The 26315-nt window shown below is 59.4% G+C and carries 28 protein-coding genes and 2 pseudogenes; 10 read left to right on the top strand and 20 right to left on the bottom strand.

Annotated features, from left to right (window positions below):
- Positions 1-115: 115 nt before the first annotated feature.
- From FW764_RS05695 to FW764_RS05720, 6 genes and pseudogenes are all read right to left on the bottom strand, one after another.
- Positions 116-955: pseudogene (locus FW764_RS05695) on the bottom strand (PA0069 family radical SAM protein); the annotation flags it as partial.
- A gap of 17 nt (positions 956-972) precedes the next feature.
- Entirely contained in the window at positions 973-1308 is a 336-nt protein-coding gene (locus FW764_RS05700; protein ID WP_446433132.1) for a hypothetical protein, read from the bottom strand.
- A gap of 333 nt (positions 1309-1641) precedes the next feature.
- Positions 1642-1878, bottom strand: a pseudogene (locus FW764_RS05705) (PA0069 family radical SAM protein); the annotation flags it as partial.
- A gap of 81 nt (positions 1879-1959) precedes the next feature.
- Positions 1960-3258, bottom strand: a complete 1299-nt coding sequence (locus tag FW764_RS05710) for a c-type cytochrome (protein WP_446433133.1) — start codon at positions 3256-3258, stop codon at positions 1960-1962.
- A gap of 12 nt (positions 3259-3270) precedes the next feature.
- On the bottom strand, positions 3271-5055 hold the full coding sequence (locus FW764_RS05715) for a GMC family oxidoreductase (RefSeq protein WP_446433134.1): 1785 nt from the start codon (positions 5053-5055) through the stop codon (positions 3271-3273).
- Between the two features lie 2 nt (positions 5056-5057).
- A complete protein-coding gene (locus FW764_RS05720; protein ID WP_446433135.1) occupies positions 5058-5810 on the bottom strand; it encodes a gluconate 2-dehydrogenase subunit 3 family protein in 753 nt (250 codons plus the stop codon).
- A 275-nt stretch (positions 5811-6085) separates the two neighbouring features.
- Between FW764_RS05720 and FW764_RS05725 the strand changes: the two genes are divergently transcribed.
- The gene (locus FW764_RS05725; RefSeq protein WP_446433136.1) at positions 6086-6772 is read left to right on the top strand and encodes a dual specificity protein phosphatase family protein; all 687 of its coding nucleotides are present in this window, start codon (positions 6086-6088) and stop codon (positions 6770-6772) included.
- A gap of 7 nt (positions 6773-6779) precedes the next feature.
- Here the strand turns inward: FW764_RS05725 and FW764_RS05730 are convergent, their stop codons facing one another.
- Entirely contained in the window at positions 6780-7052 is a 273-nt protein-coding gene (locus tag FW764_RS05730; RefSeq protein WP_065902760.1) for a YheV family putative zinc ribbon protein, read from the bottom strand.
- Complete coding sequence (prlC, locus tag FW764_RS05735; protein WP_446433137.1) at positions 7049-9100, bottom strand: oligopeptidase A; 2052 nt, start codon at positions 9098-9100, stop codon at positions 7049-7051. The genes FW764_RS05730 and prlC overlap by 4 nt, the downstream gene beginning before the upstream one ends.
- Before the next feature lie 102 nt (positions 9101-9202).
- Here prlC and FW764_RS05740 point away from each other — a divergent pair, with 102 nt between their 5' ends.
- Complete coding sequence (locus FW764_RS05740; RefSeq protein WP_446433138.1) at positions 9203-9745, top strand: gamma carbonic anhydrase family protein; 543 nt, start codon at positions 9203-9205, stop codon at positions 9743-9745.
- Positions 9742-10401 carry an HAD family hydrolase gene (locus FW764_RS05745; RefSeq protein ID WP_446433139.1) on the top strand — a complete coding sequence of 220 codons (660 nt, stop codon included), beginning with the start codon at positions 9742-9744 and terminating at the stop codon, positions 10399-10401. The genes FW764_RS05740 and FW764_RS05745 overlap by 4 nt, the downstream gene beginning before the upstream one ends.
- Positions 10402-10496: 95 nt before the next feature.
- Here FW764_RS05745 and FW764_RS05750 read toward each other — a convergent pair whose 3' ends face one another.
- On the bottom strand, positions 10497-11540 hold the full coding sequence (locus tag FW764_RS05750; RefSeq protein ID WP_446433140.1) for an aminopeptidase: 1044 nt from the start codon (positions 11538-11540) through the stop codon (positions 10497-10499).
- A 141-nt stretch (positions 11541-11681) separates the two neighbouring features.
- Between FW764_RS05750 and FW764_RS05755 the strand changes: the two genes are divergently transcribed.
- Positions 11682-12104 (top strand): PA0061/PA0062 family lipoprotein, encoded by a 423-nt coding sequence (locus FW764_RS05755; RefSeq protein WP_446433141.1) that lies wholly within the window; start codon positions 11682-11684, stop codon positions 12102-12104.
- On the opposite strand, the gene FW764_RS05760 is transcribed toward FW764_RS05755, so the two are convergent.
- Together FW764_RS05760 and FW764_RS05765 are read right to left on the bottom strand one after the other, a co-directional pair.
- Positions 12105-12344 carry a DUF1161 domain-containing protein gene (locus tag FW764_RS05760; protein WP_446433142.1) on the bottom strand — a complete coding sequence of 80 codons (240 nt, stop codon included), beginning with the start codon at positions 12342-12344 and terminating at the stop codon, positions 12105-12107.
- Between the two features lie 148 nt (positions 12345-12492).
- The gene (locus FW764_RS05765; RefSeq protein ID WP_446433143.1) at positions 12493-12924 is read right to left on the bottom strand and encodes an OsmC family protein; all 432 of its coding nucleotides are present in this window, start codon (positions 12922-12924) and stop codon (positions 12493-12495) included.
- 217 nt (positions 12925-13141) lie between these two features.
- Here FW764_RS05765 and FW764_RS05770 point away from each other — a divergent pair, with 217 nt between their 5' ends.
- Entirely contained in the window at positions 13142-14143 is a 1002-nt protein-coding gene (locus FW764_RS05770; protein ID WP_446433144.1) for an LLM class flavin-dependent oxidoreductase, read from the top strand.
- 62 nt (positions 14144-14205) lie between these two features.
- On the opposite strand, the gene FW764_RS05775 is transcribed toward FW764_RS05770, so the two are convergent.
- Positions 14206-14433 (bottom strand): DUF1161 domain-containing protein, encoded by a 228-nt coding sequence (locus FW764_RS05775; RefSeq protein WP_446433145.1) that lies wholly within the window; start codon positions 14431-14433, stop codon positions 14206-14208.
- 113 nt (positions 14434-14546) lie between these two features.
- The gene (locus FW764_RS05780; RefSeq protein WP_078739963.1) at positions 14547-14762 is read right to left on the bottom strand and encodes a dodecin; all 216 of its coding nucleotides are present in this window, start codon (positions 14760-14762) and stop codon (positions 14547-14549) included.
- Between the two features lie 158 nt (positions 14763-14920).
- Here FW764_RS05780 and FW764_RS05785 point away from each other — a divergent pair, with 158 nt between their 5' ends.
- The gene (locus FW764_RS05785) at positions 14921-15247 is read left to right on the top strand and encodes a DUF883 family protein (RefSeq protein WP_003170746.1); all 327 of its coding nucleotides are present in this window, start codon (positions 14921-14923) and stop codon (positions 15245-15247) included.
- Positions 15248-15255: 8 nt separating this feature from the next.
- Here the strand turns inward: FW764_RS05785 and FW764_RS05790 are convergent, their stop codons facing one another.
- Positions 15256-16152, bottom strand: coding sequence for a LysR family transcriptional regulator (locus tag FW764_RS05790; RefSeq protein ID WP_446433146.1), 897 nt, complete (start codon positions 16150-16152; stop codon positions 15256-15258).
- Between the two features lie 110 nt (positions 16153-16262).
- On the opposite strand from FW764_RS05790, the gene trpB reads away from it, so the two are divergent.
- The 3 genes from trpB (at position 16263) to FW764_RS05805 (ending at position 18901) form a co-directional block, all read left to right on the top strand.
- On the top strand, positions 16263-17504 hold the full coding sequence (gene trpB, locus FW764_RS05795) for a tryptophan synthase subunit beta (RefSeq protein ID WP_446433147.1): 1242 nt from the start codon (positions 16263-16265) through the stop codon (positions 17502-17504).
- Positions 17504-18313, top strand: a complete 810-nt coding sequence (gene trpA, locus FW764_RS05800; protein WP_446433148.1) for a tryptophan synthase subunit alpha — start codon at positions 17504-17506, stop codon at positions 18311-18313. Before trpB ends, trpA begins: the two co-directional genes overlap by 1 nt.
- Positions 18314-18451: 138 nt before the next feature.
- Positions 18452-18901 (top strand): anti-virulence regulator CigR family protein, encoded by a 450-nt coding sequence (locus tag FW764_RS05805; protein ID WP_446433149.1) that lies wholly within the window; start codon positions 18452-18454, stop codon positions 18899-18901.
- 35 nt (positions 18902-18936) lie between these two features.
- Here FW764_RS05805 and FW764_RS05810 read toward each other — a convergent pair whose 3' ends face one another.
- The 6 genes from FW764_RS05810 to FW764_RS05835 form a co-directional block, all read right to left on the bottom strand.
- A complete protein-coding gene (locus FW764_RS05810; protein WP_446433150.1) occupies positions 18937-20247 on the bottom strand; it encodes an MFS transporter in 1311 nt (436 codons plus the stop codon).
- Positions 20248-20429: 182 nt separating this feature from the next.
- Entirely contained in the window at positions 20430-21578 is a 1149-nt protein-coding gene (dgoD, locus tag FW764_RS05815) for a galactonate dehydratase (RefSeq protein WP_017137927.1), read from the bottom strand.
- A 61-nt stretch (positions 21579-21639) separates the two neighbouring features.
- Positions 21640-22260 carry a 2-dehydro-3-deoxy-6-phosphogalactonate aldolase gene (locus tag FW764_RS05820; RefSeq protein WP_446433151.1) on the bottom strand — a complete coding sequence of 207 codons (621 nt, stop codon included), beginning with the start codon at positions 22258-22260 and terminating at the stop codon, positions 21640-21642.
- Position 22261: 1 nt separating this feature from the next.
- Complete coding sequence (locus FW764_RS05825) at positions 22262-23221, bottom strand: 2-dehydro-3-deoxygalactonokinase (RefSeq protein WP_446433152.1); 960 nt, start codon at positions 23219-23221, stop codon at positions 22262-22264.
- A gap of 162 nt (positions 23222-23383) precedes the next feature.
- Complete coding sequence (locus tag FW764_RS05830; protein WP_446433454.1) at positions 23384-23710, bottom strand: DOPA 4,5-dioxygenase family protein; 327 nt, start codon at positions 23708-23710, stop codon at positions 23384-23386.
- A gap of 30 nt (positions 23711-23740) precedes the next feature.
- Positions 23741-24691 carry a choline sulfate utilization transcriptional regulator gene (locus FW764_RS05835; protein ID WP_446433153.1) on the bottom strand — a complete coding sequence of 317 codons (951 nt, stop codon included), beginning with the start codon at positions 24689-24691 and terminating at the stop codon, positions 23741-23743.
- Positions 24692-24794: 103 nt separating this feature from the next.
- On the opposite strand from FW764_RS05835, the gene betC reads away from it, so the two are divergent.
- Positions 24795-26306, top strand: coding sequence for a choline-sulfatase (gene betC / locus FW764_RS05840; protein ID WP_446433154.1), 1512 nt, complete (start codon positions 24795-24797; stop codon positions 26304-26306).
- The last annotated feature ends 9 nt before the right edge of the window (positions 26307-26315 follow it).

A 26315-nucleotide genomic window follows, 5' to 3' on the forward strand; every position in this document is an offset into this window, starting at 1 on the left:
AACAAGGTAACCGCCGAAACTTAACTCAACCTGAATGAACCGCTCTAGATCAATGGTTTCATTGATGTCAAAACGCGATTATTCCTACAGAAATGCCGCGCTTTTCCTCATTAGTCTACAACAATGCCATCTGCCTGCCCGGTGGGCAAAACGCTGTGCAATCCAGATTAAACTCTCCTCGACGATTAAGCCCCAAGCGCTTGATCGCCTTGCTGAAGCGTTGCGCCAACAGATCGGCGAACGGACCCTCACCCCGCATGCGCACACCGAAGCGGCTGTCGTACACCTCACCACCGCGCACCTGGCGCACCAGGCTCATCACATGGGCCGCACGCTGCGGGTAATGCGCCGCCAGCCACTCCTCGAACAGCGGCGCCACCTCCAGCGGCAGGCGCAGCATCATATAGGCTGCACTTTGTGCACCGGCAGCGTGGGCCTCAGTCAGCAGACTTTCCAGCTCACTGTCGTTGATCATGGGGATCATCGGCGAGCACAGCACGCCCACCGGGATACCGGCCTCACGCATCACCCGAATCGCCCGCAACCGCGCCTTGGGCGCCGCCGTGCGCGGTTCCAGGATGCGCTTGAGCTCGTCGTCCAGGCTGGTAAGGCTGATCATCACCGCCACCAGCCGTTGCCGGGCCAGCTCGGTCAGCAGGTCGAGGTCGCGTAAAATCAGCGAGCCCTTGGTGATGATAGTCACTGGGTGGCGGTAGCGCAGCAGCACTTCGAGGGTTTGCCGAGTGATCTTGTATTCGCGCTCGATGGGCTGGTACGGGTCAGTATTGGAGCCCAGGTTGATCGGCGCGCATACATAGCCCGGCTTCGACAGCTGGTGCTCCAGCACATCGGCGGCATTGGTCTTGGCGATCAGTTTGGTTTCGAAATCCAGCCCCGGCGACATGTCCCAATAGGCATGGCTGGGCCGTGCGTAGCAGTAGATGCAGCCATAATCAGGTAATTCAATATCGCTCAATCTTTACTGCTTGGCGTAGAAGAGTCACTTTCTTTTTCAGCCCTTTCCTGCATTTTTTCTTTCGCACGTATAGCGGCTTTTTCTTTAAACTCTATCGCACTTGCCGCGACTTCTATACTTCCTCTTTTTAACGATTCGACAATTGCTTTTCTTTCTTTGTAAATTATTTTCAAATTTCCAAATATAAACCAAGCAAAAATCAAAACCAGTATAACTGCGAATTTTAGATTGGGGCTGCGAGGCTCAACTAGAAAAACAATCACACCAAATACAAAAAAAACAAAAAAGGCACTTAAATTAAATTTAAGCAGAGAGCGAAACAGAATTTTCATTAATTAATTCCCGCTATTCCTATGAGTCGCTTTTGTCGGACGGTTCAAAAAAATATGCAATTAGACCAAAAAACAAAATTACTGGTCCTAATACATACGTTACTTGAACACCGATGTGTGAGACAGTGCACCATATAAGAATATAAAGCGCCAATGACCCTAAACATATTGCTTGTGATTTTTCATATATCCATCTTCGCATAGCTAATCCACTCTCCTTTTCCCTAAGCCGGAAGGTATCATTTCTCTACTATTTTGACACTGGATGTATGATTTTCGAAGTTCAGAGGTGGTGTGAAATTCTGGCTAGACCAGTGAGTGTCTTATCGACTAGTAGATGCAGCCATGCTCGCAGCCGCGATAAGGGTTGATCGAGCGGTCGAACGGCAGGTCCGGCGAGTTATTGCGGGTGATGATGCTTTTGGCCGTTTCGATACGCACTTCAGTGCCCTGGGTCGGCGGCACTTCCTGGAACCAACCGTCGTCCTCGGCCACGCTGACGGTAGGCGCAAAGCGGTTATGCAGGTTGGTAGCCGTGCCCCGGCCACGGGGCGGCAGAGGTGTAGACATGAAAACGCCTCAATACTGTTTTTATGTACAGTATAGAGGCGTCATCGTTATGACCAGTGCCGTTTGGCGGCGGGCACAGGATTAGTGCTTTTGCGTCACTTGCCCCAGGTCATCGCCCGAAGTAGTGCGCCTATCACTCTTGCGCAAGTCCGCCACGTCGCTGGCTTTTACCGGCGCGCCCTTATTGCCCCAACTGCCACGCACGAAACTGACCACATCCGCCACTTCCTGGTCCGACAACCGCCACGCGAAGGCCGGCATGGTGAACGTAGACGGTGCCGTGTGGGTGGCTGGCAAGGTTCCGCCGTTCAACACAATGTTGATCAGCGACGTAGCATCTGCCGTCTGCAACACCGGGTTACCCGCCAGCGCCGGGAACACCCGCGTATAGCCATGGCCGTCGGTACGGTGGCAGGCCGCGCAGTTGTCGATGTACACCGACGCGCCCGGCTTGCTGTCGTCGCCTTTCCACAGCGCCTCGGCCACCTGTTTGTCGTACTGGTGCGGCTGATCTTTAGGGTCCACCGCCGGCAGGCTTTTGAGGTAACGGGCGATTGCGGTCAGGTCGTCCTGGGACATGTACTGCATGCTGTGCACCACCACATCGCTCATGCCGCCAAACACCGCGCTGCGATCACTGCGGCCGGTCTTGAGAAATTGCACCAACTGCTCCTCGCTCCAACTGCCGAGGCCGTCCTTGTGGTCGCCACGCAGGCTTTTCGCGATCCAGCCTTCCAACGGCGCGCTGCCGGACAGGAAGGCGTTGCCATCAGTGGCACTCAGGGCTTTTTCCTGCATGGTCAGGGCGCGCGGCGTGTGGCAGGCACCACAGTGGCCGAGGCCTTCAACCAGATACGCGCCACGGCTGACCACCGGATCGGTGGCCGCTTGTGCCGGATGCTCTTGCACTGTCGGCGCAAACATCCAGCGCCAGGCGGCCAAAGGCCAGCGCATGCTCAGGGGCCAAGGAATATCGCTGTCCTTGTTCTCTTGCGCGACCGGCTCAACACCCTTCATGAAGTACGCATACAACGCGTGCATGTCGCTGTCGCTGACACGCGCGTAAGACGGGTAGGGCATCGCCGGGTAAAGCGTACTACCGTTCTTGGCGACGCCATGGCGCACGGCCTTGTCGAAGTCTTCGAAGCTGTAGTCGCCCAGGCCAGCCTTGTCCGGGGTGATGTTGGTGGAGTAGATCACGCCGATCGGGGTTTCCATCGGCAGGCCGCCAGCGAAGGGCTTGCCCCCCTTGGCGGTGTGGCAGGCCACGCAGTCACCGGCGCGGGCCAGGTATTCGCCCTGCTTGATCAGGTCGGTTTCAGCGGCACTCACCGAGCAACTGCTGAAGAGCGCCAGGGAGGCGATAACGAGTGCTTTCATGGTCATCGCTCCTTATGCCTGAACCAGTGGGCCGGGGTTTTTGAGGTACTGCTCGCGGATCGCCCGCGCCGACCAGTAGGTCAACGCCGCTACCAGGCCGGTAGGGTTGTAGCCCAAGCCTTGTGGGAAAGCCGATGCGCCTGGGACAAACACGTTGTGTACATCCCAGCTCTGCAGGTAGCGGTTCAACGCACTGGTTTTCGGGTCAGTGCCCATGATCGCGCCGCCGTTGAGGTGGGTGGTCTGGTAGGCCGCAGTGTTGAAGTGCTCACCGACCTTTTTACCAAGCACAGCAATCGCCTTGGGGTTCATCGCTTCGGCGACCTTGCCCATCTTCTCCATCATGAAGCGGTTCATCTTGATGTCGTTTTCTTGCCAGTCAAACGTCATCCGCAGTAATGGCAGGCCGTAGGCATCACGATACACCGGGTCCAGATCCAGGTAGTTGCCCCGGTAGGATTGATGCGCGCCGTGGGAGTCCATCGACACCTGGTGGGTGTAGTAATCGGCGGTGGCGCGCTTCCACGCACTGCCCCACGCCGGAGTGCCCGGCGGGTTGGACGTACCGGCAATCGGCCGGCTGCCAGCCTGGTTGACCCACATCGGCGAACCGCCGACAAAACCGTGCGGCCCGTGGTCGAAGTTGTCCGCGTTGAAGTCATCAATGGCCACGCCATTGCCGCCCGCACCAATGAAGTTGTTGGTGTGAGTGTCCTTGTCGAAGAAGGCTTTGATGGTGCCCATGTTCTGGTAGGCAAAGTTGCGGCCCACCACGCCCTCGTTGGTAATCGGATCGTAGGGCTTGCCAATGCCCGACAGCAGCATCAACCGCACATTGTTGAACTGGAAGGAGCCGATGATCACCAGGTCTGCCGGCTGCTCGCATTCGCGACCCTGGCCGTCAATATAGGTCACGCCCGTGGCCTTGCTCTTGGTGCTGTCGAGGTTGACCTTGAGCACGTGGGAGTTGGCCCGCAGCTCGAAGTTCGGCACTTGGCGCAACGCCGGCAGGATATTTACGTTCGGCGACGCCTTGGAGTACATGTAGCACACATAGCCGCTGCAAAAGCCGCAGAAGTTGCACGGTCCCATCTGCGCGCCGTAGGGGTTGGTGTAAGGCCCCGAGGTATTGGCCGACGGCAGGTTGTAGGGTTTGTAACCGACCTCGGCAGCCGCTTTCTGAAACAGCTGTGCGGAGACCGTGTTTTTCTGCGACGCCAACGGAAACGGGTTAGAGCGATCCGGCGCATACGGGTTGCCGCCGCGGCCTTCGCCCACCAACTGACCTTTAACCGTCCAGGCCTGGCCGGAGGTGCCGAAGACTTTTTCCGCGTAGTCGAAAAACGGCTCCAGCTCTTCGTAACTCACGCCGAAGTCCTGGATGGTCATGTCTTTGGGAATGAAGTTCTTGCCGTAGCGCTCTTCGTAATGGCTGCGCATGCGCAACTCGATAGGGTCGACACGAAAATGCACGCCCGACCAGTGCAGCCCTGCGCCGCCCACGCCATTACCCGGTAGAAACGCACCCAACTGACGGTTGGGCAGGGCGACGTCATTCACGCTATGGCGAATAGTCACTGTCTCTTTGGAAATGTCCTGGAAGAGTTTTTTACGCACACTGTAGGTCAGTTCGTCGATGACCTGCGGATAGTTGCCGTCCGGGTACGTGTCCTGCATCGGGCCGCGCTCCAGCGCTACCACGTTGAGGCCAGCTTCCGTCAGCTCCTTGGCCATGATCGCACCGGTCCAGCCGAAACCCACGATCACCGCATCGACTTTCTTCATGATGGTCGCCACGTTTATGCCCTCTCGCCACGAATGGAAACAGCCGGAAAGGGGTATTGCTCGTTGCGTTCCACCCAGTCCATGAAGTCGGCGCGAGCGCCGGGGAAGCCGATCATGGTCCAGCCAACCATGCCTTTGTTGCCGCCGTGGATCGGGTCACAGAAGAACCCTTCCTTGGTGTTTTGCAGCAGCAAGTTGAAAAACATCTTCGCCGGCACCGCCTCGAAATGTGCAGTCATTTCGCTGCCGCCCGCCTCCATGCGTCGCAGCATATCGTCCTGGGTAGCGCTGTCTTGCGCAGCAAAAACTTTCCCATTGAACGCCTTCGACCATGCGTGCGTCGCGGCAATACCGAGGCGATAGATGTCCTTGGGCACCAGTTTGCTCTGCCAGCCCATCTCTGACGGTGCATCAGCGTTGAACGGGCCTTGCATGAACCACAGCGCGCCAGCGGCATACGGTGTATTCATCTGGCGGTCGATGTATTCCGGCACGCCAGCTTCCAGGGCGCCGGGGCCTTGGGCGTCGGCGGGAATCAGGCGGGCGACGGCCGCATTGATGAATGCCCACTCTTCGGCGGTGAAGTAGCTCGGCTCATAAGCTTTATCGCTGACGGGCGGTTTAGCCTCTGCGGCGTGGGCCGGCTTCGGCGTGGCCATCAGCATCGAGCCACCAAAGCCAGTGCTGGCAACCGTGACCACCGGGATCAAGGTCAAGGATTTGCGCAAAAAGTCACGCCGGGGGTTGTCTTGATCTTGATCAGACATAGGTGCACCTCATCATGTGGTCACGGGTTTATCAGCCGCTTCTGGGAGCAGCGTGAAGGCTTGCCGAAGAAATTGGATCCAAAGGGATAGAACACACTGGCAAACAATAGTTACAAATGATAGCAGGCTAAGAATTGAGAAGAACCGATTCGGCGATAAAAACACCGGATCAGGCCAGGTATTCACGATCCTTTGACGAGTACCTCACGCGGCGTTGACTCCCGCTAGGCGAATCTGTGGCCCATCAGCCAACTACCTATTCGGTCACAAAGCACATGTTCGAGATTCGATTGCTGCCTGCCCTAGGCATGGCGTTCCTGGCACTGTTCTCCACTGCCCAGGCCCAAGCAGACGGCACCTCCTCTCTACGTTCCCCGGAATGGGCCCAGCCTGTGGGCGACCAATTCAACCTGCACCAGATGACGCCCACGCTGTATCGCAGCGCACTGCCGAGCAGCAGCGCGTTACCTGTACTGGAAAACCTGAAGGTCGGTACGGTGATCAACTTTTTGCCTGAATCTGATGCGGCGTGGCTTAAGACTTCTGATATCAAACAGGTGCAGCTGCCTTATCGCACCAACCACGTCGACGATTCCGACGTGCTGGCAGCACTAAGAGCTATTCAGGAAGCACAAGCGAACGGTCCGGTGCTAATGCACTGCAAGCACGGATCCGACCGCACCGGCCTGATGGCGGCGATGTACCGTGTGGTGATCCAAGGGTGGAGCAAGGAGGACGCGCTAAACGAGATGACCTTGGGCGGTTTCGGCACCAGTAATGGCTTCAAGGACAGTGTGCGCTACATGATGAAGGCCGATATCGACAAGTTGCGCACCGCCTTGGCCAACGGCGACTGCAGCACCAGTGAGTTTGCGCTGTGCTCGATGAAAAGCTGGCTCAACACGGCCGGCAATAGCCGTGTCGAGCCAAAGAAAGGTCCTGAGTTAGTGCTCACACCCTAAGTGGGCATCAGTCCTTCTTCAGCTTGGGATTGGGGAAGAACTGCACCGCCTGCACCTTCGGGTCCGGCGCTTTCAACGCCGATGTATTAACCCGCGTGCCCAATTCCTTGGGCACCGACAGACCTTGGTCATTCAACGTGTCGGTATAACCGCAGGCCACACATTCGCGGTGCGGCACGTTGTCCTCGGTCCACATTTTCAACTTGTCCGGCTCGCTGCACGCCGGGCAGACCGCCCCGGCGATGAATTGCTTTTTAGTAATCACAGGCCCTTCACTCATGCTGCCGCGTCCTCACTCAGGCCGCTGTGGCGCAAGAGTGCGTCAATCGACGGTGCGCGTCCGCGGAAGTCGACGAACAGCACCATCGGCGCCTGGGAACCGCCGCGAGCTAGAATCGCCTCGCGGAATGCACGGCCGGTTTCAGCGTTGAGAACGCCGTCTTCTTCAAACTTGGAAAAGGCATCCGCCGACAGCACTTCCGCCCACTTGTAGCTGTAGTAACCCGCCGCGTAACCGCCGGCGAAGATGTGCGCAAAGCTGTTAGGGAAGCGATTGTAAGCCGGTGGGCGCATCACCGAGACTTCATCACGCACGCCTTCAAGCACCTGCGCCGCACTACGGCCATCGCCGTGGGTGGCGTGCAGTTCGAAGTCGAACAGCGAGAATTCCAGCTGGCGCACCATCATCAGGCCGGATTGGAAGTTCTTCGCAGCAAGCATTTTTTCCAGCAGGTCCTGCGGCAGCGGCTCGCCGGTTTCATAGTGGCCGGAGATAAGCGCCAGGCCTTCCGGCTCCCAGCACCAGTTCTCCATGAACTGGCTCGGCAACTCCACCGCATCCCAGGCCACGCCGTTGATCCCGGAAACGCCAGCATGCTCGACACGGGTCAGCAGGTGGTGCAAGCCGTGGCCGAATTCGTGGAACAGGGTGGTGACTTCATCGTGGGTCAGCAGGGCGGGCTTACCGCTGTCAGCCGGGGTGAAGTTGCACACCAAGTTGGCCACTGGGCTTTGCAGCACGCCATCGATGGTGCGGCGACGGTCGCGAGCGCCGTCCATCCAGGCACCGCCACGCTTGTTGGCACGGGCGTACAGGTCAAAGAAGAAGCGGCCAACGTGCTGGCCGTTTTCTTTAATTTCAAACAGTCGAACGTCCGGGTGCCAGGTGTCGAAGCCTTTTTGCTCGGCGATCTCAATGCCGTACAGGCGTTGCACGATGGCAAACAGGCCGCCCAGCACTTTGTCGATTGGGAAGTAGGCGCGCAGCGCTTCCTGAGACACGCTGTAACGTTGCTCACGGAGTTTTTCGCCGTAGAAACCACTGTCCCAGCTTTGCAGGTCGGCGCAGCCTTGTTCGGCAGCGTAAGCCTTGAGCTGTTGCAGGTCCTGGGCAGCAAATGGCTTGCTGCGCTTGGCCAGGTCGCGCAGGAAGCTCAGCACCTGGTCGCTGGACTCAGCCATTTTGGTGGCCAGGCTCAATTCGGAGAACGAGGCGTAGCCCAGCAGTTTGGCCAGCTCCTGACGCAGGTCGAGGATCTGTTCCATCACTGGACCGTTATCATTCTTACCGGCATTCGGGCCTTGGTCCGACGCACGGGTGCAGTAGGCCGCGTAGACTTCTTCACGCAGGGCGCGGTCGTGAGCGTAGGTCATCACCGCGTAGTAGCTGGGGAACTCCAGGGTAATCAGCCAGCCGTCGAGGCCTTTGGCCTGGGCGGCGGCGGCCATTTGTGCCTTGGCCGAGTCGGTCAGACCAGCGAGGGTGGCTTCATCGGTGACGTGTTTGGTCCAGGCTTGGGTGGCATCCAACAGTTGGTTGGAAAATTTGCTGCCCAGCTCGGACAGCTTGCTCTGCACTTCGGCGTAGCGCTTTTGCTGCTCAGGCGGCAAATCGATACCCGACAGGCGGAAGTCACGCAAGGCGTGCTCAAGGATGGTTTTTTGCGCCACGTCGAAACCAGCCGCTTGCGGGCTGTTGGCCAGGGCTTCAAAGGCCTGGAACAGCGCGCGGTTCTGGCCCATCTCGGTGGAGTAGGCGCTCAACGCCGGCAGGCACGACTCGTAGGCTTCACGCAGTTCAGCGCTGTTACACACGGCATTGAGGTGGCTGACCGGGCTCCAGGCGGCGCCGAGGCGATCATTCAGTTCGTCCATGGCCAGCACCAAGCCAGCCCATGTCGGATTTTTGCCCTGGCTTTGCAGGATGCCTTCGATCGCAACGCGGTTGTCGGCGAGGATCTGTTCAATGGCCGGCTGCACGTGCTCGGCACGGATCGCCGAGAACGGCGGCAGGTCGTAGGACTGCAGAAGAGGGTTGTTCGCGCTCACGGTTGGCACCTTGGCTGAAGAAACATGTAAGAACAAAGATGGGGCCATCTTAATTACAATCAACACCCACCGCAGCTATCAGCAGATAAGAGAGAGGCTATCGTGACCCTTCGCACCTATCAGAACCACACGCCAACCCTGGGCGCCGGGGCTTTTGTCGACATTTCGGCGGTGGTGATCGGCGATGTCGAAATCGGCGCCGACAGCTCGGTCTGGCCGCTGACGGTGATTCGCGGCGACATGCACCGCATCCGCATCGGGGCGCGCACCAGCGTGCAGGACGGCTGCGTGCTGCACATTACTCACGCCGGGCCATTCAATCCTGACGGTTTCCCGCTGCTGATCGGCGACGACGTAACCATCGCCCATAAAGTCATGCTGCACGGCTGCAGCATCGGCAGCCGTATCCTGATCGGCATGGGCAGCATCGTGATGGACGGTGCTGTGGTGGAAGATGACGTGATCATCGGCGCCGGCAGCCTGGTGCCGCCAGGCAAGAAACTCGACAGTGGTTTTTTGTATGTGGGCAGCCCGGTTAAACAAATCCGTCCGTTGACTGACAAGGAACGCGCGTTCTTCACCTACAGCGCGGCGAACTACGTGAAGCTCAAAGACCTGCACCTGGCGGAAGGATTCGATCAATGACCCTGCATTACTCAACCGTCCTGTTCGACTTGGACGGCACCCTGACCGATCCGCGCGAAGGCATCACCCGCTCGATCCAGTATGCCCTTGGCAAACTGGGTATCGACGAGCCGGACCTGACCAAGCTGGAGCACTTTATCGGCCCGCCGTTGCTGCAAGCCTTCATGCAGTTCTACGGCTTCGACGAGGCCAAGGCCTGGGAGGCGGTGAATTTCTATCGCGAACGCTTCAAGGTCACCGGGCTGTATGAAAACCGCGTATTCGAGGGCGTTATGCCGCTGCTCCAAGCACTGAATGGCCAGGGTCGCCAGCTGTACGTGGCCACGTCCAAGCCGTGGGTGTTTGCCCGCGAGATTGCGCGGCATTTTGATTTTGCCAAGCACTTCAAAGTGATCTACGGCAGCGAGCTCGATGGCACGCGCACCAACAAAGTCGAGTTGATTGCGCACTTAATGAATGAAGAAGGCCTGGACCCGGCGACCACCTTGATGATCGGCGATCGCAAGCATGACCTGATAGGCGCACACAGCAACGGCCTGGATTCGGCGGCTGTAGGATATGGGTTTGGCAGTTTTGAAGAGTTGAATGCTGAAGCGCCGACTTGGCATTTTGCGACGTTGGATGAGATGCATCAGGCGTTTTTGCGGCGGGCTTGAGACCGCTATCGCAGGCAAGCCAGCTCCCACACTTGACCGAGTTTCAACATGAGAGTGCGGTCGAATGTGAGAGCAGGCTTGCCTGCGAAGAGGCCCTAGCGGCCAACAGTCTCCAACTGCCTCAACGCCGCTTTACGCTGCGCCACCGGCAACCCACCCAATTTTTCAACCGCCGCAAAAAACCTCACCCAATCCCGACCTTCCTGCGCAAACAACGCCGCGAATGCCGGCACCCACTGGTCATACAGCCCGAACGGCAACAGTCGCGCATTGTTCATCGGCTGGTTGATCCACACGTCGTACCGTTTATCCCCGCCCCATTGGCTATCGCGCATGTGCTGATACTCCGTGCGCAAGCGCTCGAACTCTGCGGCTTTGGCTCGGCGCATTACATCCGTCGCCAGCGGTTGCGCGTAGAGTTTTTCCAAGCGTTTGCGGGTATCGAGCACCAGCCGGATAAATTGATCACGCTGCTGCAGCGCCGCATTGCTCAAAGGCGCCAAGCCACGTGCCGCACGCCATTGGCGGGTGCCTTCCTGTTCGACGAAGTTGGCATACGACTCGTTGAACTCGGTGTCATCCTTCACATAAAAACGCTGGTGCGCCAGCTCATGAAAGATCAACGTGGCCAGGCGCTCATCGCCCCAGTTCATCATCGAACTCATGATCGGGTCGTTGAACCAGCCCAAGGTGGAATAGGCCTCGACACCGCCAATCGACACGTCCATGCCTCGCTGTTGCAATAACGCCGCCTCGCCGCGTGCTGCGCCCTGGTTGTAATAACCGCGATAAGCGACGCAACCGGCGATTGGGAAGCAATGGGTCTGGGGAGACAGGGAAAATTCCGTAGTAGCGAACACGTTCCAGACGACATAGGGCCGGCCAATGTCGGCGTACAGCCGGTAACTCTGGTTGTCGGGCAAATGCAGGTGCTCGCTGGCAAAGGCACGCGCCTTCTGCGCCTGGACCAAGTGATCGCGCAATACCTGTGGGCGGGAAGGGTCGGCGATAACCTCGGCAACCGGCTCGCGCGCGCGCAGCAACTCCCATTGGCCGTCAGCCAACTGGGAGTAATAACTGACACTGGAGCAGCCGCTGAGCAGCACAACCATCAACCCTGGAAGAAAACCCCTCAACATGCTCCGACGACTCCTGGGTGATTGGTTCGCCAGACTAGCCTGCCTGCGCGGAATGTTTCCATGCCCAGCGCGTTTATACTCATCATGAGTCTGCTGCCATCGGCGCCGGGCTCCATTCCTTCCCGTCGTTGAGTGCCTGCCATGCGTCAGCTCTTGCTACCCGTCACCGCTCTGCTTCTCAGCGCCTGTGCTTCGACGCCAATACCGCGGGCCGACCCGCATCAAGCCTGGGTCGATTTCGCCACCCCGACACCGGGGGCCAAACTGGTGATGGCACAACGTTTGGATGGGAAAAACCTCAACGACGGGCGTTTTTTCCAGGTGCCACCTGGCAGCCACCAATTGATGGTGCGTTTTGATTTCGAGGTAAACACAGGGACAGGCTTTGGAGGGCTGGACCAGACTCACGACCGCACCTGCTTCATGACCCTGCAATACGACAACTTCCAGCCAGGCCAGCACTATGTGCTGGAAGGTCGCTCGCTGGCCTTTACGCCCAACATTCGGCTGTATAACGCGACGCGGCAGTTGCTGGCCGAAGAACGCAGCGTGAACTGCATCTGATCAGTCGCTGTTTTTCTGATAGAGGATGCGCTTGGTACCGTTTTCGCAGGAGCCGACAATCATGGCGCTGTCATGGTCCTTGGCTTCCTCTTCGGTGATGATTTCCAGGGTGTAAGACGGAATAGCCTTAGCCTGGATCTTCACCTCGATTTCTTTTCTGAGCTCTTCACAATCTTTTGGCGCGGCCACGGCCGACGTGGCCAAAACACCGCAGATGATTGCCAAGGCGAAACGTTTCATGTGTGTAGCTCCCTGAATGCACTGCGCACGGGTGTGCGCCTAGGCTGCATAGCGTATAGGACCACATCCGGGAAACACGAGTTCTGATTTAACGCAGAACTAAATGTGGGAGCGAGCAAGCACGCACCCACATTGGAAATGTGCTGTATCAGTTAACCAGCGTGGCATCCAGGCTGATCTTGGCATTCAGCACCTTAGATACCGGGCAACCTTCCTTGGCCTTTTTGCTCAGTTCGTCGAACTGCGCCTGGCTCGCGCCTGGAATCTTGGCCTTGAGCACCAGATGCACGGCGGTAATCGCGAAGCCACCTTCCACTGGATCCAGCGTCACTTCGGCCTGGGTGTCGATGCTGTCAGCCTTGAGGCCAGCGTCACCCAAAATCATGGAAAACGCCATGGAGAAGCAGCCGGCGTGGGCCGCACCAATCAACTCCTCAGGATTTGTGCCCTTGCCGCCCTCGAAACGGGCCTTGAAGCCGTAGGGAGCTTCGCGCAGCACGCCGGTTTCCGTAGAAATGGAACCCAGGCCAGTCTTCAGATCACCTTCCCAATGCGCGGATGCCTTTTTAACGATACTCATAGCTTTCTCCTCGAACGGTGGTTTTGCTTCAGTAAAGGTTCTGAGGTTAGACGGCTCGGCAAAGTTCATCTTGTAGGAGAAACCTAGCGATATAGTAGGAAATATCCCTAACCGCTATTGAATCTCGGGTATATGCCCTCATTGCATAGAGCATGCACATGAAGCGGCAGGTTTTGGTTCGTTTATAAGCCTGCGCACCTACTGGAGAAGCAGGCTTATGAAATCGCTGTCCGACGTGAAGTTCTCGACCCTGGACCTGGTGCCCGTGCGCGCCAATGGCAGCCCGGCGCAGTCGTTGCGCAACTCGCTGGACCTGGCCCAGCATGTGGAAAAGTTTGGCTACAACCGTTTCTGGGTGGCCGAACACCACAATATGGATGGCATCGCCAGCTCAGCCACGTCGGTATTGCTGGGCTATCTGGCCGGTGGTACCTCGACCATCCGTGTCGGCTCTGGCGGCGTGATGCTGCCCAACCATGCACCGCTGGTGATCGCCGAGCAGTTCGGCACCCTGGAAAGCTTGTACCCCGGCCGCATCGACCTGGGCCTGGGCCGCGCGCCCGGTTCCGACCAGATGACCGCCCGCGCCCTGCGCCGTGAGCGTTCGGGCAGCGCCGATGATTTCCCCGAAGACGTGGCCGAACTGATGGCGTACCTAGGCCCGCGCACGCCCGACCAACGGGTGATCGCCGTGCCCGGCACTGGCACCAACGTACCGATCTGGCTGCTGGGTTCCAGCCTGTTCAGCGCCCAGCTTGCGGGAGAGAGGGGTTTGCCCTACGCGTTCGCCTCGCATTTCGCACCGCGCCTGATGCACGAGGCGATTCGCGTGTACCGCAATCACTTCAAGCCTTCGGCTGTACTGGACAAACCCTACGTGATGCTCGGCATCCCGCTGGTAGCCGCCGACACAGACGAGCAGGCCGACTACCTCGCAACCTCGGTGTACCAGCGCATCCTGGCACTGATGCGCGGGCAAAGCCTGGTGCAGCGCCCACCGGTCAAAACCATGGACGGCCTATGGCTGCCCCATGAGAAAGACGCGGTCGGCAGCTTCCTCGGGCTGGCGATGGTCGGCAGCCCGGCGAAGATCCGCGCCAAACTGGAAGTGCTGATCGAGCAGACAGGCGCCGATGAGCTGATCTTCACCTGCGACCTCTACGAGCATGCCGACCGGATTCATTCCTACGAGCTGTTGGCGCAGTTGATGAAGGGCTAATAACCCACAGGCGAAAAAAAACCGACGCACTCGCGTCGGTTTTTTATGTCTGGAACACAGGGTTAACCGCGCTTGTAGGCGATTTCCTTGGTGCCACCTTCGCAACTGCCGACGACTGTGTGGTCTTTCGGTGCCGCGCCTTTGTCTACCACTTCCAGCGAATAACCCGAGGCACCATTGGCGTCGATTTTCGCCGCGATTTCGCTTTTAAGCTCATCACAAGGCTTGCCCGCCGCCATTGCCGTCCCCGCAATGCTCAACAAACCTACCGCTAACAGAAGCTTCTTCATCCGATACTTTCCTTGCGCTGATCCAAAAGAGCGTGCCGACGCATTGCATCGGCACTCCAAGGGTGTAGCGCAGGTTATGGCAATCGGCCAGTCAGCAAGTTCAACCGACGCGATCAACTACTGGCAATTCGGAATCCCACTTTGAGCGTGACCTGGAAATGCGCGGCCTTGCCGTCCTTGATGTGACCACGGGTCTCGGTCACTTCAAACCACTCCAAATGTTTGATGCTCTTGTTCGCCTCGGCAATGGCGTTGTTGATAGCGTCTTCGATGCTGGTCGTCGACGAGCCCACCAGTTCGACTTTCTTGTAGGTGTGATGATCTGACATAGCGTTTCTCCTGAGGTCTCTACTGAAGCGTAGCAGTCAATGTTCGTACTGCTTCTGGCGGCCGTTCCTACGCGAAAGTTCATATTTACTGCACTTTCTGAATTGGCCGCAGTCGGTATCTACACATGCCACTCACAATCACTTCAGGAGATGTCCACATGGCCAACACTTCTTTACGTAAAGCGTCGCTGGAAAGCATGGAAGCCGAGATTTCGAGCCTGCTCAAGTCCCTTGAGAGCCTCAAGGATGATGCGTCCGATGAGTCGCGCAAAACGCTCAAGGCCCTGAAAAGCAACGCCGAGAATGCCCTCAAGCACTCCCGTCATCTGATCAGCGATGCCTACGAAGAAAGCAAAGTCAAAATCCGCGAAACCGGTGTTGCAACCCGGGACTACGCACAAGAACACCCATGGACTACCGCCGGCGTCGCCGTTGGTGCACTGGGTCTGCTGGCGGCTTACCTGCTGTGCAAACGCGGTGACTGATTGACCAGCTATACCGGCTGGCGCAACAGCTCAACTTTGAGCCACTGCGCCAACTGACCGGCGCGCCCATCTGCGGCGCGCTTGGGTAGCCACAACGCCAGGTGCGCCGGGGTTTCGCTGAAACCCCACGGCGCCACCAGGCGACCCGCACGCAGGTCCTCTGCTACCAACGGTTCTGGCGCAATCGCCACTCCAAGCCCTGCCACTGCTGCCTCCAGCAAATAATACAAATGCTCAAACCCCTGGCCGTGCTTCAACGCGCCGGGCGCGATGCCGTGCTGCTGCGCCCAGCTGGGCCAGGCTTGCGGGCGAGAAGTGGTGTGCAATAAGTCTTCGCCGCAGAGCGCTTGCGCCGGGGCTTGGCGCAGGTGTTCGTAACCGGCGAAGCGTGGGCTCATCACCGGGCCGATGCGTTCACTGGCCAACTCGTACACCTGCATATCCGCCGGCCACGGCGGTTCGGCGAACACCAGCAGAGCATCAAGGCCGGGGCGTCTGGGGTCGAGGTCGCCGTCACCCGCCGACAGGTGCAGGCGCAAACCCGGCAGGTCTGCGTTCAAGCGGCCCAGGCGCGGTATCAACCAGCGCGCCAGCAAGCTCCCCGAGCAACCCAGCACGAAGGGCGCATCCGCGCTGGCCTGAGTCAGCTCGGCGCACACATCCCTTAAACGTTCAAATGCCTCGGCGCTGACATCACGCAGCCGAACACCTGAATCTGTGAGTTTAAGGCCGCGCCCGTCTTTGCTGAATAGGCTCACACCCAAATGCTCTTCCAGCACCTTCAACTGGCGGCTGACTGCACCGTGAGTCACATGGAGTTGCTCTGCGGCCTGGCTCACGCTGTTGAGCCGGGCGGTGGCTTCAAATGCGCGCAGGGCATTGAGGGGCGGAAGGTCTCGGCTCATTCGTGAGTTTTCCTGACAGGTTACGGCGATCTTATCGGTTTTCAGCGTAGCGTGTCAGGGGTAGAGTGGCCGTCATTGCCTCTCACACGAATTATTTCCTGGAGCGCCCCATGACTCAGTCCCAGACCGATCTTCGCAACGGCCCCGATGCCAATGGCCTGTTCGGCGCATTCGGCGGCCGCTACGTCGCTGAAACCCTGATGCCGTTGATTCTCGACCTGGCCCGTGAATACGAAGCGGCCAAGATTGATCCGGCTTTCAACGAAGAACTGGCCTACTTCCAGCGCGATTACGTCGGACGCCCAAGCCCGCTGTATTTCGCTGAGCGCCTGACCGAGTTCTGCGGCGGCGCCAAGATCTACCTCAAGCGCGAAGAGCTGAACCACACCGGCGCACACAAGATCAACAACTGCATTGGCCAGATCCTGCTGGCGCGGCGCATGGGCAAAAAACGCATCATCGCCGAGACCGGCGCCGGCATGCACGGCGTGGCCACCGCCACCGTGGCCGCGCGCTTCGGCCTCGACTGCGTGATCTACATGGGCACCACCGACATTGAGCGCCAACAGGCCAACGTATTTCGCATGAAGCTGTTGGGCGCGAAAGTGGTCCCGGTAGTGTCCGGCACCGGCACGCTCAAAGACGCGATGAACGAAGCCCTGCGCGACTGGGTGACCAACGTTGATGACACCTTCTACCTGATCGGCACCGTGGCTGGCCCGCACCCGTACCCTGCAATGGTGCGCGACTTCCAGGCCGTGATCGGCAAGGAAACCCGTGACCAGATGCAAGCCCAGGAAGGTCGCCTGCCGGACAGCTTGGTGGCGTGTATCGGCGGTGGCTCGAACGCCATGGGCCTGTTCCACCCATTCCTGAATGACACCAGCGTCGAAATCATCGGCGTTGAAGCGGCAGGCTATGGCATCGCAACCGGCAAGCATGCCGCCAGCCTCAACGGCGGCGTACCGGGCGTACTGCACGGCAACCGTACCTTCCTGCTACAGGACGAAGACGGTCAGATCATCGACGCCCACTCGATTTCCGCTGGCCTCGACTACCCCGGCATCGGCCCGGAACACGCCTGGTTGCACGACATCGGCCGCGCTCAGTACACGTCGGTGACTGACGACGAAGCGCTGGAAGCGTTCCATAAATGCTGCCGCCTGGAAGGGATTATTCCCGCGTTGGAAACTGCCCACGCCCTTGCCGAAGTATTCAAACGCGCACCGACCCTGCCGAAAGATCACCTGATGGTGGTGAACTTGTCTGGCCGTGGCGACAAAGACATGCAGACCGTGATGCACCACATGGAAAACTCTCCACAAGAGCCAGCCAAGCAGGAGAAACACTGATGAGCCGCCTGCAAACGCGTTTTGCGCAGCTGAAAGAACAAAACCGCGCCGCCCTGGTGACCTTCGTCACCGCTGGCGACCCGGGTTATGACACCTCGCTGGCGATCCTCAAGGGCTTGCCCGCCGCGGGTGCCGACGTGATCGAGTTGGGCATGCCTTTCACTGACCCGATGGCTGACGGCCCGGCGATTCAACTGGCCAACATCCGCGCACTGGGAGCCAAGCAGAACCTGAGCAAAACCTTGCAGATGGTTCGCGAGTTCCGCAAAGACAACAACGACACGCCACTGGTGTTGATGGGCTACTTCAACCCGATCCACAAATACGGCGTGCCGCAATTCATCACTGACGCCAAAGAAGCGGGCGTGGACGGTCTGATCGTGGTCGACATGCCACCTGAGCATAACGGCGAGCTATGCGACCCGGCTCAGGCAGCGGGCATCGACTTTATCCGCCTGACCACGCCGACCACCGATGACGTGCGCCTGCCGACCGTGCTGAACGGCAGCTCCGGCTTTGTGTACTACGTGTCGGTGGCCGGTGTGACCGGTGCAGGTGCCGCCACCTTGGAACACGTTGAAGAAGCCGTGACTCGCCTGCGTCGGCATACCGACCTGCCGATCAGCATCGGCTTTGGTATTCGCACACCGGAACAGGCCGCCGCCATCGCACGCTTGGCCGATGGTGTGGTGGTGGGTTCGGCACTGATTGACCACATCGCCAATGCCAAAAATGATCAGCAGGCAATTGATGGCGTGTTGAGCTTGTGCGCGGCGTTGTCGGAGGGTGTCCGTAACGCCCGAAAGTAAACGCCGTGTAGAGGTAGGTAAAGTTCCTGATACAGAGGAATCATACTGTCGAATCAGTACCTAAACTGACAAGACCAAGGGATTTCGAACCCAGTTCGAAATCCCTTTTTTGTTCGTGCAGTACTGAAGGAACACCCCATGAAAATGCCTAAACGCTTGATCACAGGTCTCGGCGTGCTGATGCTCGGTGCGAGTGCCCTGGTACAGGCCGCGCCGCCTGACCAACGCGGTGACGGCGATGGCCCTGGCCGTGGCGGCCCGCAAGGCCAGCACGAGCAACGTGGCGGCGACCATCGCGGCCCGCAGAATAATCGCCGCGGCCCGCCTCAGGACTTCGGCCCGGTGCGACAGATCATCCACGACAACCATGGCCAGTTCTCCCGTGGCGCACCGCCACCGCCGAACGTACGCCTGGTACGCGGACAGCCGTTGCCACGCGGTTACTACGGCGAACGCCTGGATAACCGTGCCCTGGCACGCCTACCGGTTTACCAAGGGTATGAATGGCGCCGGTCCGGGCCGGACGTGGTGTTGATCGCAGTGGGCACGGGCATCGTCTACGAAATCCTGAACGGCGTACTCAACTGATACGGATGCTTTTGTGGCAAGCCGGCAGCCACAAGTTATTCATTCAGTTCAATACGCTCGACCTTGCCGACCAGCAACACGTAGGACAGCGCCCCCAGCAATGCCAGCACCGCAATGTAGGTAATCGCTGGCGCGAACGAATCACCACTGGCCAGAAAGCCAATCACAATCGGCGTGGTTATTGCCGACAGGTTGCCGATAAAGTTGAACACCCCACCGGTCAGCCCCAGCAGGCGGGCCGGTGCCAGGGTGGCCACCAGCGACCAGGTGATCGACGCCAAGCCATTGCCAAAAAACGCCACCGCAAGGAACGCAATCACCCAGGCCGTTGAGTCCACATAGTTGGCGCCAATAATCGCCGTAGAAATCAGCAGCCCACTAATGATCGGCAGCTTGCGCGCAAAACCTACCGACGAGCCCCGACGAATCAACCAGTCAGAAAAAATCCCCGAACACAGCACACCCACGAACGCCGCCAGAAAGGGCAGCGACGCAAGCAGGCCGGACTTGATGAAGTCCATACCGCGATATTTCACCAGGTAGGTCGGAAACCACGTCAGGAAAAACCACAGCGTGGAGTTCAGGCAGAACTGCCCCAAGTAGATGCCCCACAACTTGCGCTTGCTTAACACGATGCCCAGGTCGACCCAACTGAAGGGTGCCTTGGTGGCTTGCGCCTGCATGTCTACCAAACCGCCGCCTTCGCGGATCAGCTCGATTTCAGCGGCGTTGGCGCCTTTGAAATCCTTCGGCTCGCGGTACACCGCGTACCAGATCAATGCCCACAGAATGCCGACGCCACCGGTGGCGACAAACACCATGTGCCAGCCAAAGGCGTGTTGCAGCCAAGCCAACACGGGCGTGAGAAACGCCAGCCCGACAAACTGCCCCGACGTATAAACGCCAATGGCCGTGGCGCGCTCGCGCTCAGGAAACCAAGTGGTGACCACACGGCTGTTGATCGGGTAGGCCGGTGCTTCCAAGGCGCCGACCGCCATGCGCAGCACGAACAGCGCGATGAAGCTGGCGGCAAACCCGAGCATCACGGTGGCAATCGACCACAACAGTAGGGCAGCGGTGTAGAGAATGCGCGGTGGCACCCGGTCCACCAACCAACCGCCGGGGATCTGCATGGCGGCGTAGGTCCAGCCGAAGGCGGAGAAAATCAGCCCGACGTGCACCGGGTCGATGCCCAGCTCGCTGGTCAACGCCGGGGCGGCAATCGACAGATTGCTGCGGTCGAGGTAGTTGATCACCACGGTGATAAACAGCAGCACCATGATGAAGAAACGCTTTCTGCTGGGCGTGACGAGAGAAGCCTGCCCAGTGAAGGATTCAGGTTGCATGGGGGGATGCCTCTTCTTATGTTTATTGAGGACAGGTTTTACTGACGAAACTGAATAAAACTGTGGGAGCGGGCTTGCTCGCGAAGGCGGAGTGTCGGTCGACACATCTGCGGCTGTTAGACCGCTTTCGCGAGCAAGCCCGCTCCCACATTGATAGGGTTTTCACCTTGGGTTCGCGGTGATCACCACTCGGCAAAGCTGCCATCGGCATGGCGCCAGATCGGGTTGCGCCAGCGGTGACCGATGGCCGCGCGCTCGATCACATATTCCTCGTTGATCTCAATACCCAAGCCAGGACCGTTGGGGATCTTCACGAAGCCTTTGTCATAGTCGAACACGCCCGGGTCGCGCACGTAGTCGAGCAGGTCGTTGCTCTCGTTGTAGTGAATGCCCAGGCTCTGCTCCTGGATAAACGCGTTGTAGCAAACCGCGTCCAATTGCAGGCAGGCCGCCAGGGCAATCGGGCCGAGCGGGCAGTGCAGGGCCAGGGCCACGTCGTAGGCTTCAGCCATGTTGGCAATCTTGCGGGTTTCGGTGATGCCACCGGCGTGGGAGGCGTCCGGCTGGATGATGTCGACGTAACCTTCGCTGAGTACGCGCTTGAAATCCCAGCGTGAGAACAGCCGCTCGCCCAAGGCAATCGGCGTGCTGGTCAGCGGCGCCAGTTCTTTGAGCGCTTCGTAGTTTTCGCTGAGCACCGGCTCTTCGATAAACATCAGTTTGTACGGGTCGAGCTCTTTCATCAGCACCTTGGCCATCGGCTTGTGCACGCGGCCATGGAAGTCGACGCCAATGCCAACGTTAGGGCCGACGGCGTCGCGCACGGCGGCCACGTTGGCCAGGGCCAGGTCGACTTTTTCAAAGCTGTCGACGAACTGCAGCTCTTCGGTGCCGTTCATCTTCACCGCGGTAAAACCACGGGCCACCGCCTCTTTGGCGGCACGCGCCGTGTCGGCCGGCCGGTCGCCGCCAATCCACGAATATACGCGGATCTTGTCGCGCACCTGGCCGCCCAGCAGGTCGCTGACCGACACGCCCAGCGCCTTGCCCTTGATGTCCCACAGCGCCTGGTCGATACCGGCGAGGGCGCTCATGTGCACCGCGCCGCCACGGTAGAAGCCGCCGCGGTAGAGCACTGTCCAGATGTCTTCGATATTGCGTGGGTCTTTGCCGATCAGGTAGTCGGAAAGTTCTTCGACGGCAGCGGCCACGGTGTGGGCGCGGCCCTCGACTACGGGCTCACCCCAGCCGGTCACGCCTTGGTCGGTTTCGACCTTGAGGAAGCACCAGCGCGGCGGGACGATGAAGGTCGTCAGTTTGGTGATTTTCATCTTCTTATCTCTCTTGTCGATGCAGCGCCGAGGGCGCAAAGCTTGAAATCAATTCAGGGCATCAGTTCAACGCGTTCCAGGCGGCGACATACGCCTGGGCACTGCTCGCCACTTGATCCACGGACATGCCCGGCTTGAACAACCCGGAACCCAGGCCGAAGCCCTTGGCGCCCGCGTCGAAATACACCTGCATGTTGTCCGGGGTCACACCGCCCACCGGCAGCAACAACGTGCCCGTCGGCAGTACCGCCAGCCACGCCTTGATGACACCCGGACCCATTTGCTCGGCCGGAAACAGCTTCAACAGGTCGGCGCCTTCGGCCAGTGCGGCGAAGGCTTCGGTGGGCGTGGCCACACCCGGCGACAGGTACAAGCCCGCTGCTTTCGCTGCGCGTAGCACCTTGGCATCGCTGTGGGGCATGACGATCACTTGGCCACCGGCGGCTTTGACCTGCTCGACCTGGGCAGGCGTCAACACCGTGCCTGCGCCGATCAGGCAATCGGCGGGCAGGCTGTCGCGCAGGGTGCGGATGCTGGTGTAAGGGTCCGGCGAATTGAGCGGCACTTCGATCACGCGAAAGCCGGCCTGATAGAGCACCTGGCCGATCGCCTCGGCTTCGTCTGGCCGTACGCCGCGTAGGATTGCGATCAAACCGTTGTGTGCGAGTGCTTGCTTGAGCATGTCAGGCCTCCAAGACAGGTTGAGTAAGCCCGGCGGCCACTGCCAATTGCCACAGGCCGCGTTCGCTGGCCTCTTGCGCCAGGCTGACGTGGGCGAAGCCGCAAAGGGCGAGGGCACGTTGGTAGCGGGCGCAGAGCGGGGCGTTACCGACCAGAACGATGGGTTTATGTTTGGCGTGCTCGGGCAAACCGGCGAGTTCATGGCCAATCAGCAGGCCGGACAGGTAATCCGCTTGCTGGTCGGGGGCCAGTTCGGCGGTCAGCCCCAGCGTGCGGGCGCTGAATAAGGTTGAGAGCGCGCCGCGCTGGCCGTCTTTGGAGAGCGCCACGTTCACGCCGCGATCAAAAGCCTCGGCCTGGAAGTGTTCGGAGGGCTTTTGCGTACGCCCCAGAATGCTGTGCTTGCTCAGCACCGCGAACAGCTCGCCGGTCATGAAGGTGTCGAAGTGTGTGATGCAGCCATCCGCCACCTCGACCCATTTGGAATGGCTGCCGGGCAGGCCGATCAAAACCTGCGCAGCGAGACCTTGCAGCACGCCCAGCACCTGGGTTTCTTCGCCGCGCATCACGTTGGGCAAGCCGACCTGTTCGATCACGCCGGGCACGATATGCACCTGCACACCGCGCAGGCTGCGTACGGAATGCAGGGCCTGGCTGAGGCTGGCGACATCAACCGGCGTATTGCGATAGGCCGCTTCGCTCCAGCCTTGGGCGCTGCCGACCATGCCACAGGCGATCACCGGTAGGCCGGGCTCGGCATCCAGCCAGTCGCCGCAAGCGGCATCGAACGCCAACTCGAAGCCATCGCTGCAGTGCACGCCGGCAATCTCCCGGGGTTCACTGGGCAGGTGCATGATGCCGAACGCCAGCGCGCGCTGTTCGAGCACCCTGCCGGCTGGGCCGAGTTTATAAGCACGAAGGGAGCTGGTCCCCCAGTCGAGCGCGATCAATTGCGCCTGCATCGCTTCACCTGAAATGAGTGGGTGCTGAAAAAAGCAGATGGGCGAATATAAACCTATGGCTGGCAATATCTCAATATATAAATAACAGTCCCACATATTGGGTAATTTCATAAAAAATCCCGTCACCTTGGTACAAGATGACGGGATGGGTCTTAAACCTGGTTAAAAAATAGACAAATCCAGCTCGCGCATCGCCCCCATCCAGATCGCGTAATCGGTGTGATCCTTCACGTCATCGCCGGTCTCGGGGTGCAGGAACACCACCAGCCCGTCGCGATGCAGGGCCAGCCACGGCAACACCACGCCGATGTATTCGGGCTCGAACGCCAGCTGGCAGCTCCAGTCCGGGTGCGGCCCCACCGGCCGTTCATGCACCCGGCCCATGCGCAGCGCAAACAGCTTGGCGGCGTCTTCGCAGAGCTTGCGCGCTTGGTCGATCGTGCTGGCGTCGAAGTAGATATGGGCGTGGTAGCCCTTGATACGTTGCATGGCGAAATCCGGATCCATCATGCGCCGATCCTAGACCGCTATCGAAGGCAGGGCCAGCCCGGTCAGCGACTGCACGTTGCTGGCTTGCTCGGCCACCAGCCAGTCGACAAAGCGCTCGACCAATTGCCCCCGGCGTTTGCGCTGCGGCTGCACCACGTAGTAACCGAAGCGCGAGATCACCGTGTCGCTGATCGGCCGGCACAGCCACTTCTGTTCCAGCAAGTTATCCACCAGGTGACGCCAGCCAATAGCCACACCCTGGCCGGCAATAGCGGCCTGGATCAGCAGGGTGTAGTTGTCGAATCGCAGCTGGCCGGGGGTGGGCGCGGTGGTAATGCCCAGCTCGCGAAATATGCCGTTCCAATCGAACCACTGGCTGTTGTTTTCCTGGCGCAGGTGCAGCAAAGGGTAGTCCTGCAACGTCTGCACGGTCAGCGGCGTGGTGCGATCCTTGAGCAGTTGCGGGCTGCACACCGGGAACGCCTCCTCGTTGAACAGCCACAGGCTGTCGCCTTGCTTGAAACGGCCATCGCCAAACAGTACCGCCACATCGATATCGCTGCGCAAGGTCGCGTGGTTGCGTTCGCTGGTGACCAGGCTGACGTCGACTTGCGGGTTGGCCTGGTGAAAGCGATGCAGCCGCGGCATCAGCCAGTAAGCGGCGAAGGCGAAGTCGGTGGCCACTTGCAGCACTTCATGTTGGTCCTGCTGGATGATCGCGCCCAGGCCGTGGTTGATGGCCTGCAAGCCGCCCTGGACGTGCTCGAACAACAGCGCGCCCACGTCGGTCAGCTCGATGCCACGGTAGATCCGATCAAATAGTCGCAGCCCAAGCTGTTCTTCCAAGCGCTTGATCTGCTGGCTGATGGCTGGCTGAGTGGTGCCCATCTCCATCGCAGCAGCGGTAAAACTGCGGTGGCGCGCCGCCGCTTCGAAAGCGCGCAGCAGGTCGAGGGATAAATCACCGAGGGCTTCATACATAAGCTGTGCTTATCCTAGACATTGCTTTCCATGGGCTTTACCCCATTTTCTATGGGCGGCATGCTGATTCGCATAAATACCGCCTATGGAATGCCGAAGACTCATGAAGCGCAAGAACATTCTTTTTATTATGGCCGATCAAATGGCCGCGCCGATGCTTCCGCTCTACGCACCCTCTGCGATCAAGTTGCCTAACCTGAGCCGCCTCGCCGAGCAGGGCGTGGTGTTCGACGCCGCCTATTGCAACAGCCCACTGTGCGCGCCGTCGCGCTTCACCCTGGTCAGCGGCCAGTTGCCGAGCAAGATCGGCGCCTACGACAACGCGGCGGATTTCCCCGCTGATGTACCGACCTATGCCCACTACCTGCGCCGCCTCGGCTACCGCACCGCGCTGTCGGGCAAGATGCACTTCTGCGGGCCAGACCAATTGCACGGTTTTGAAGAACGCCTGACCAGCGACATCTACCCCGCCGACTATGGCTGGGCGGTGAACTGGGATGAGCCGGACGTGCGCCCCACTTGGTATCACAACATGGCCTCGGTGCTGCAAGCCGGGCCGTGCGTGCGCACCAACCAGCTGGATTTCGATGAAGAGGTGGTGTTCAAGGCCCAGCAATACCTGTTCGACCATATTCGTGAAGACGGCGACCAGCCGTTCTGCCTAACCGTGTCGATGACTCACCCACACGACCCTTACACCATTCCCAAGCCCTTCTGGGACCTGTACGACGACAGCGACATCCCAATGCCTACGACACCAGCTCAGGCCGATGTTGACCCACACTCCCAGCGCCTGCTGAAGGTTTACGACCTGTGGAACAAGCCGCTGCCACTGAACAAGATCCGCGATGCGCGCCGGGCTTATTTCGGCGCGTGCAGCTACATCGACAGCAATGTCGGCAAACTCCTGCAAACCCTGGAAGACACGGGCCTTGCCGAAGACACCATCATCATCTTCTCCGGCGACCACGGCGACATGCTCGGCGAGCGCGGCCTCTGGTACAAAATGCATTGGTTTGAAATGGCCGCCCGCGTGCCGCTGCTGGTCAGTGCGCCGGGGCAGTTTGCCGCTGGCCGCGTGAGCAACGCCGTGTCCACCGCCGATCTGCTGCCGACCTTGGTAGAGCTGGCCGGCGGCGAACTGGACCCGCGTTTGCCGTTGGACGGCCGTTCACTGGTCCCCCACTTGCAAGGGCAGGAGGGTCACGATGAAGTGTTTGGCGAGTACATGGCCGAAGGCACCATCAGCCCGCTGATGATGATTCGCCGGGGCGCGTACAAATTCATCTACAGCGAAGACGACCCTTGTCTACTGTTCGATGTACACAACGACCCGCGCGAGCGGGAGAACCTCAGCCAGTCAGCGGAACACCGAGCACTGTACGAGGCGTTTTTGAGTGAGGCGCGGGCTAAATGGGACATCCCGGCGATCCACCAGCAGGTGCTCGCCAGTCAACGCCGTCGCCGCCTGGTGTTTGAGGCGCTGACCCAAGGCAAGCTGAAGAGCTGGGATCACCAGCCACTGGTGGACGCCAGTCAGCAATACATGCGCAACCATATCGACCTCGACGACCTGGAGCGCAAGGCACGTTATCCACAACCCTGCCAAAACTAATAAAACAGA

It is taken from the genome of Pseudomonas sp. 1152_12, assembly GCF_052850675.1.

What these genes read in the sequence shown, in the direction of transcription:
- FW764_RS05700 (WP_446433132.1), bottom strand. Translation starts at nt 1,308, where the DNA reads ATGAAAATTCTGTTTCGCTCTCTGCTTAAATTTAATTTAAGTGCCTTT.
- FW764_RS05710 (WP_446433133.1), bottom strand. Translation starts at nt 3,258, where the DNA reads ATGAAAGCACTCGTTATCGCCTCCCTGGCGCTCTTCAGCAGTTGCTCG.
- FW764_RS05720 (WP_446433135.1), bottom strand. Translation starts at nt 5,810, where the DNA reads ATGTCTGATCAAGATCAAGACAACCCCCGGCGTGACTTTTTGCGCAAA.
- FW764_RS05725 (WP_446433136.1), top strand. Translation starts at nt 6,086, where the DNA reads ATGTTCGAGATTCGATTGCTGCCTGCCCTAGGCATGGCGTTCCTGGCA.
- FW764_RS05730 (WP_065902760.1), bottom strand. Translation starts at nt 7,052, where the DNA reads ATGAGTGAAGGGCCTGTGATTACTAAAAAGCAATTCATCGCCGGGGCG.
- FW764_RS05745 (WP_446433139.1), top strand. Translation starts at nt 9,742, where the DNA reads ATGACCCTGCATTACTCAACCGTCCTGTTCGACTTGGACGGCACCCTG.
- FW764_RS05750 (WP_446433140.1), bottom strand. Translation starts at nt 11,540, where the DNA reads ATGTTGAGGGGTTTTCTTCCAGGGTTGATGGTTGTGCTGCTCAGCGGC.
- FW764_RS05755 (WP_446433141.1), top strand. Translation starts at nt 11,682, where the DNA reads ATGCGTCAGCTCTTGCTACCCGTCACCGCTCTGCTTCTCAGCGCCTGT.
- FW764_RS05760 (WP_446433142.1), bottom strand. Translation starts at nt 12,344, where the DNA reads ATGAAACGTTTCGCCTTGGCAATCATCTGCGGTGTTTTGGCCACGTCG.
- FW764_RS05765 (WP_446433143.1), bottom strand. Translation starts at nt 12,924, where the DNA reads ATGAGTATCGTTAAAAAGGCATCCGCGCATTGGGAAGGTGATCTGAAG.
- FW764_RS05770 (WP_446433144.1), top strand. Translation starts at nt 13,142, where the DNA reads ATGAAATCGCTGTCCGACGTGAAGTTCTCGACCCTGGACCTGGTGCCC.
- FW764_RS05775 (WP_446433145.1), bottom strand. Translation starts at nt 14,433, where the DNA reads ATGAAGAAGCTTCTGTTAGCGGTAGGTTTGTTGAGCATTGCGGGGACG.
- FW764_RS05780 (WP_078739963.1), bottom strand. Translation starts at nt 14,762, where the DNA reads ATGTCAGATCATCACACCTACAAGAAAGTCGAACTGGTGGGCTCGTCG.
- FW764_RS05785 (WP_003170746.1), top strand. Translation starts at nt 14,921, where the DNA reads ATGGCCAACACTTCTTTACGTAAAGCGTCGCTGGAAAGCATGGAAGCC.
- FW764_RS05790 (WP_446433146.1), bottom strand. Translation starts at nt 16,152, where the DNA reads ATGAGCCGAGACCTTCCGCCCCTCAATGCCCTGCGCGCATTTGAAGCC.
- trpB (WP_446433147.1), top strand. Translation starts at nt 16,263, where the DNA reads ATGACTCAGTCCCAGACCGATCTTCGCAACGGCCCCGATGCCAATGGC.
- trpA (WP_446433148.1), top strand. Translation starts at nt 17,504, where the DNA reads ATGAGCCGCCTGCAAACGCGTTTTGCGCAGCTGAAAGAACAAAACCGC.
- FW764_RS05805 (WP_446433149.1), top strand. Translation starts at nt 18,452, where the DNA reads ATGAAAATGCCTAAACGCTTGATCACAGGTCTCGGCGTGCTGATGCTC.
- FW764_RS05810 (WP_446433150.1), bottom strand. Translation starts at nt 20,247, where the DNA reads ATGCAACCTGAATCCTTCACTGGGCAGGCTTCTCTCGTCACGCCCAGC.
- dgoD (WP_017137927.1), bottom strand. Translation starts at nt 21,578, where the DNA reads ATGAAAATCACCAAACTGACGACCTTCATCGTCCCGCCGCGCTGGTGC.
- FW764_RS05820 (WP_446433151.1), bottom strand. Translation starts at nt 22,260, where the DNA reads ATGCTCAAGCAAGCACTCGCACACAACGGTTTGATCGCAATCCTACGC.
- FW764_RS05825 (WP_446433152.1), bottom strand. Translation starts at nt 23,221, where the DNA reads ATGCAGGCGCAATTGATCGCGCTCGACTGGGGGACCAGCTCCCTTCGT.
- FW764_RS05830 (WP_446433454.1), bottom strand. Translation starts at nt 23,710, where the DNA reads ATGCAACGTATCAAGGGCTACCACGCCCATATCTACTTCGACGCCAGC.
- FW764_RS05835 (WP_446433153.1), bottom strand. Translation starts at nt 24,691, where the DNA reads ATGTATGAAGCCCTCGGTGATTTATCCCTCGACCTGCTGCGCGCTTTC.
- betC (WP_446433154.1), top strand. Translation starts at nt 24,795, where the DNA reads ATGAAGCGCAAGAACATTCTTTTTATTATGGCCGATCAAATGGCCGCG.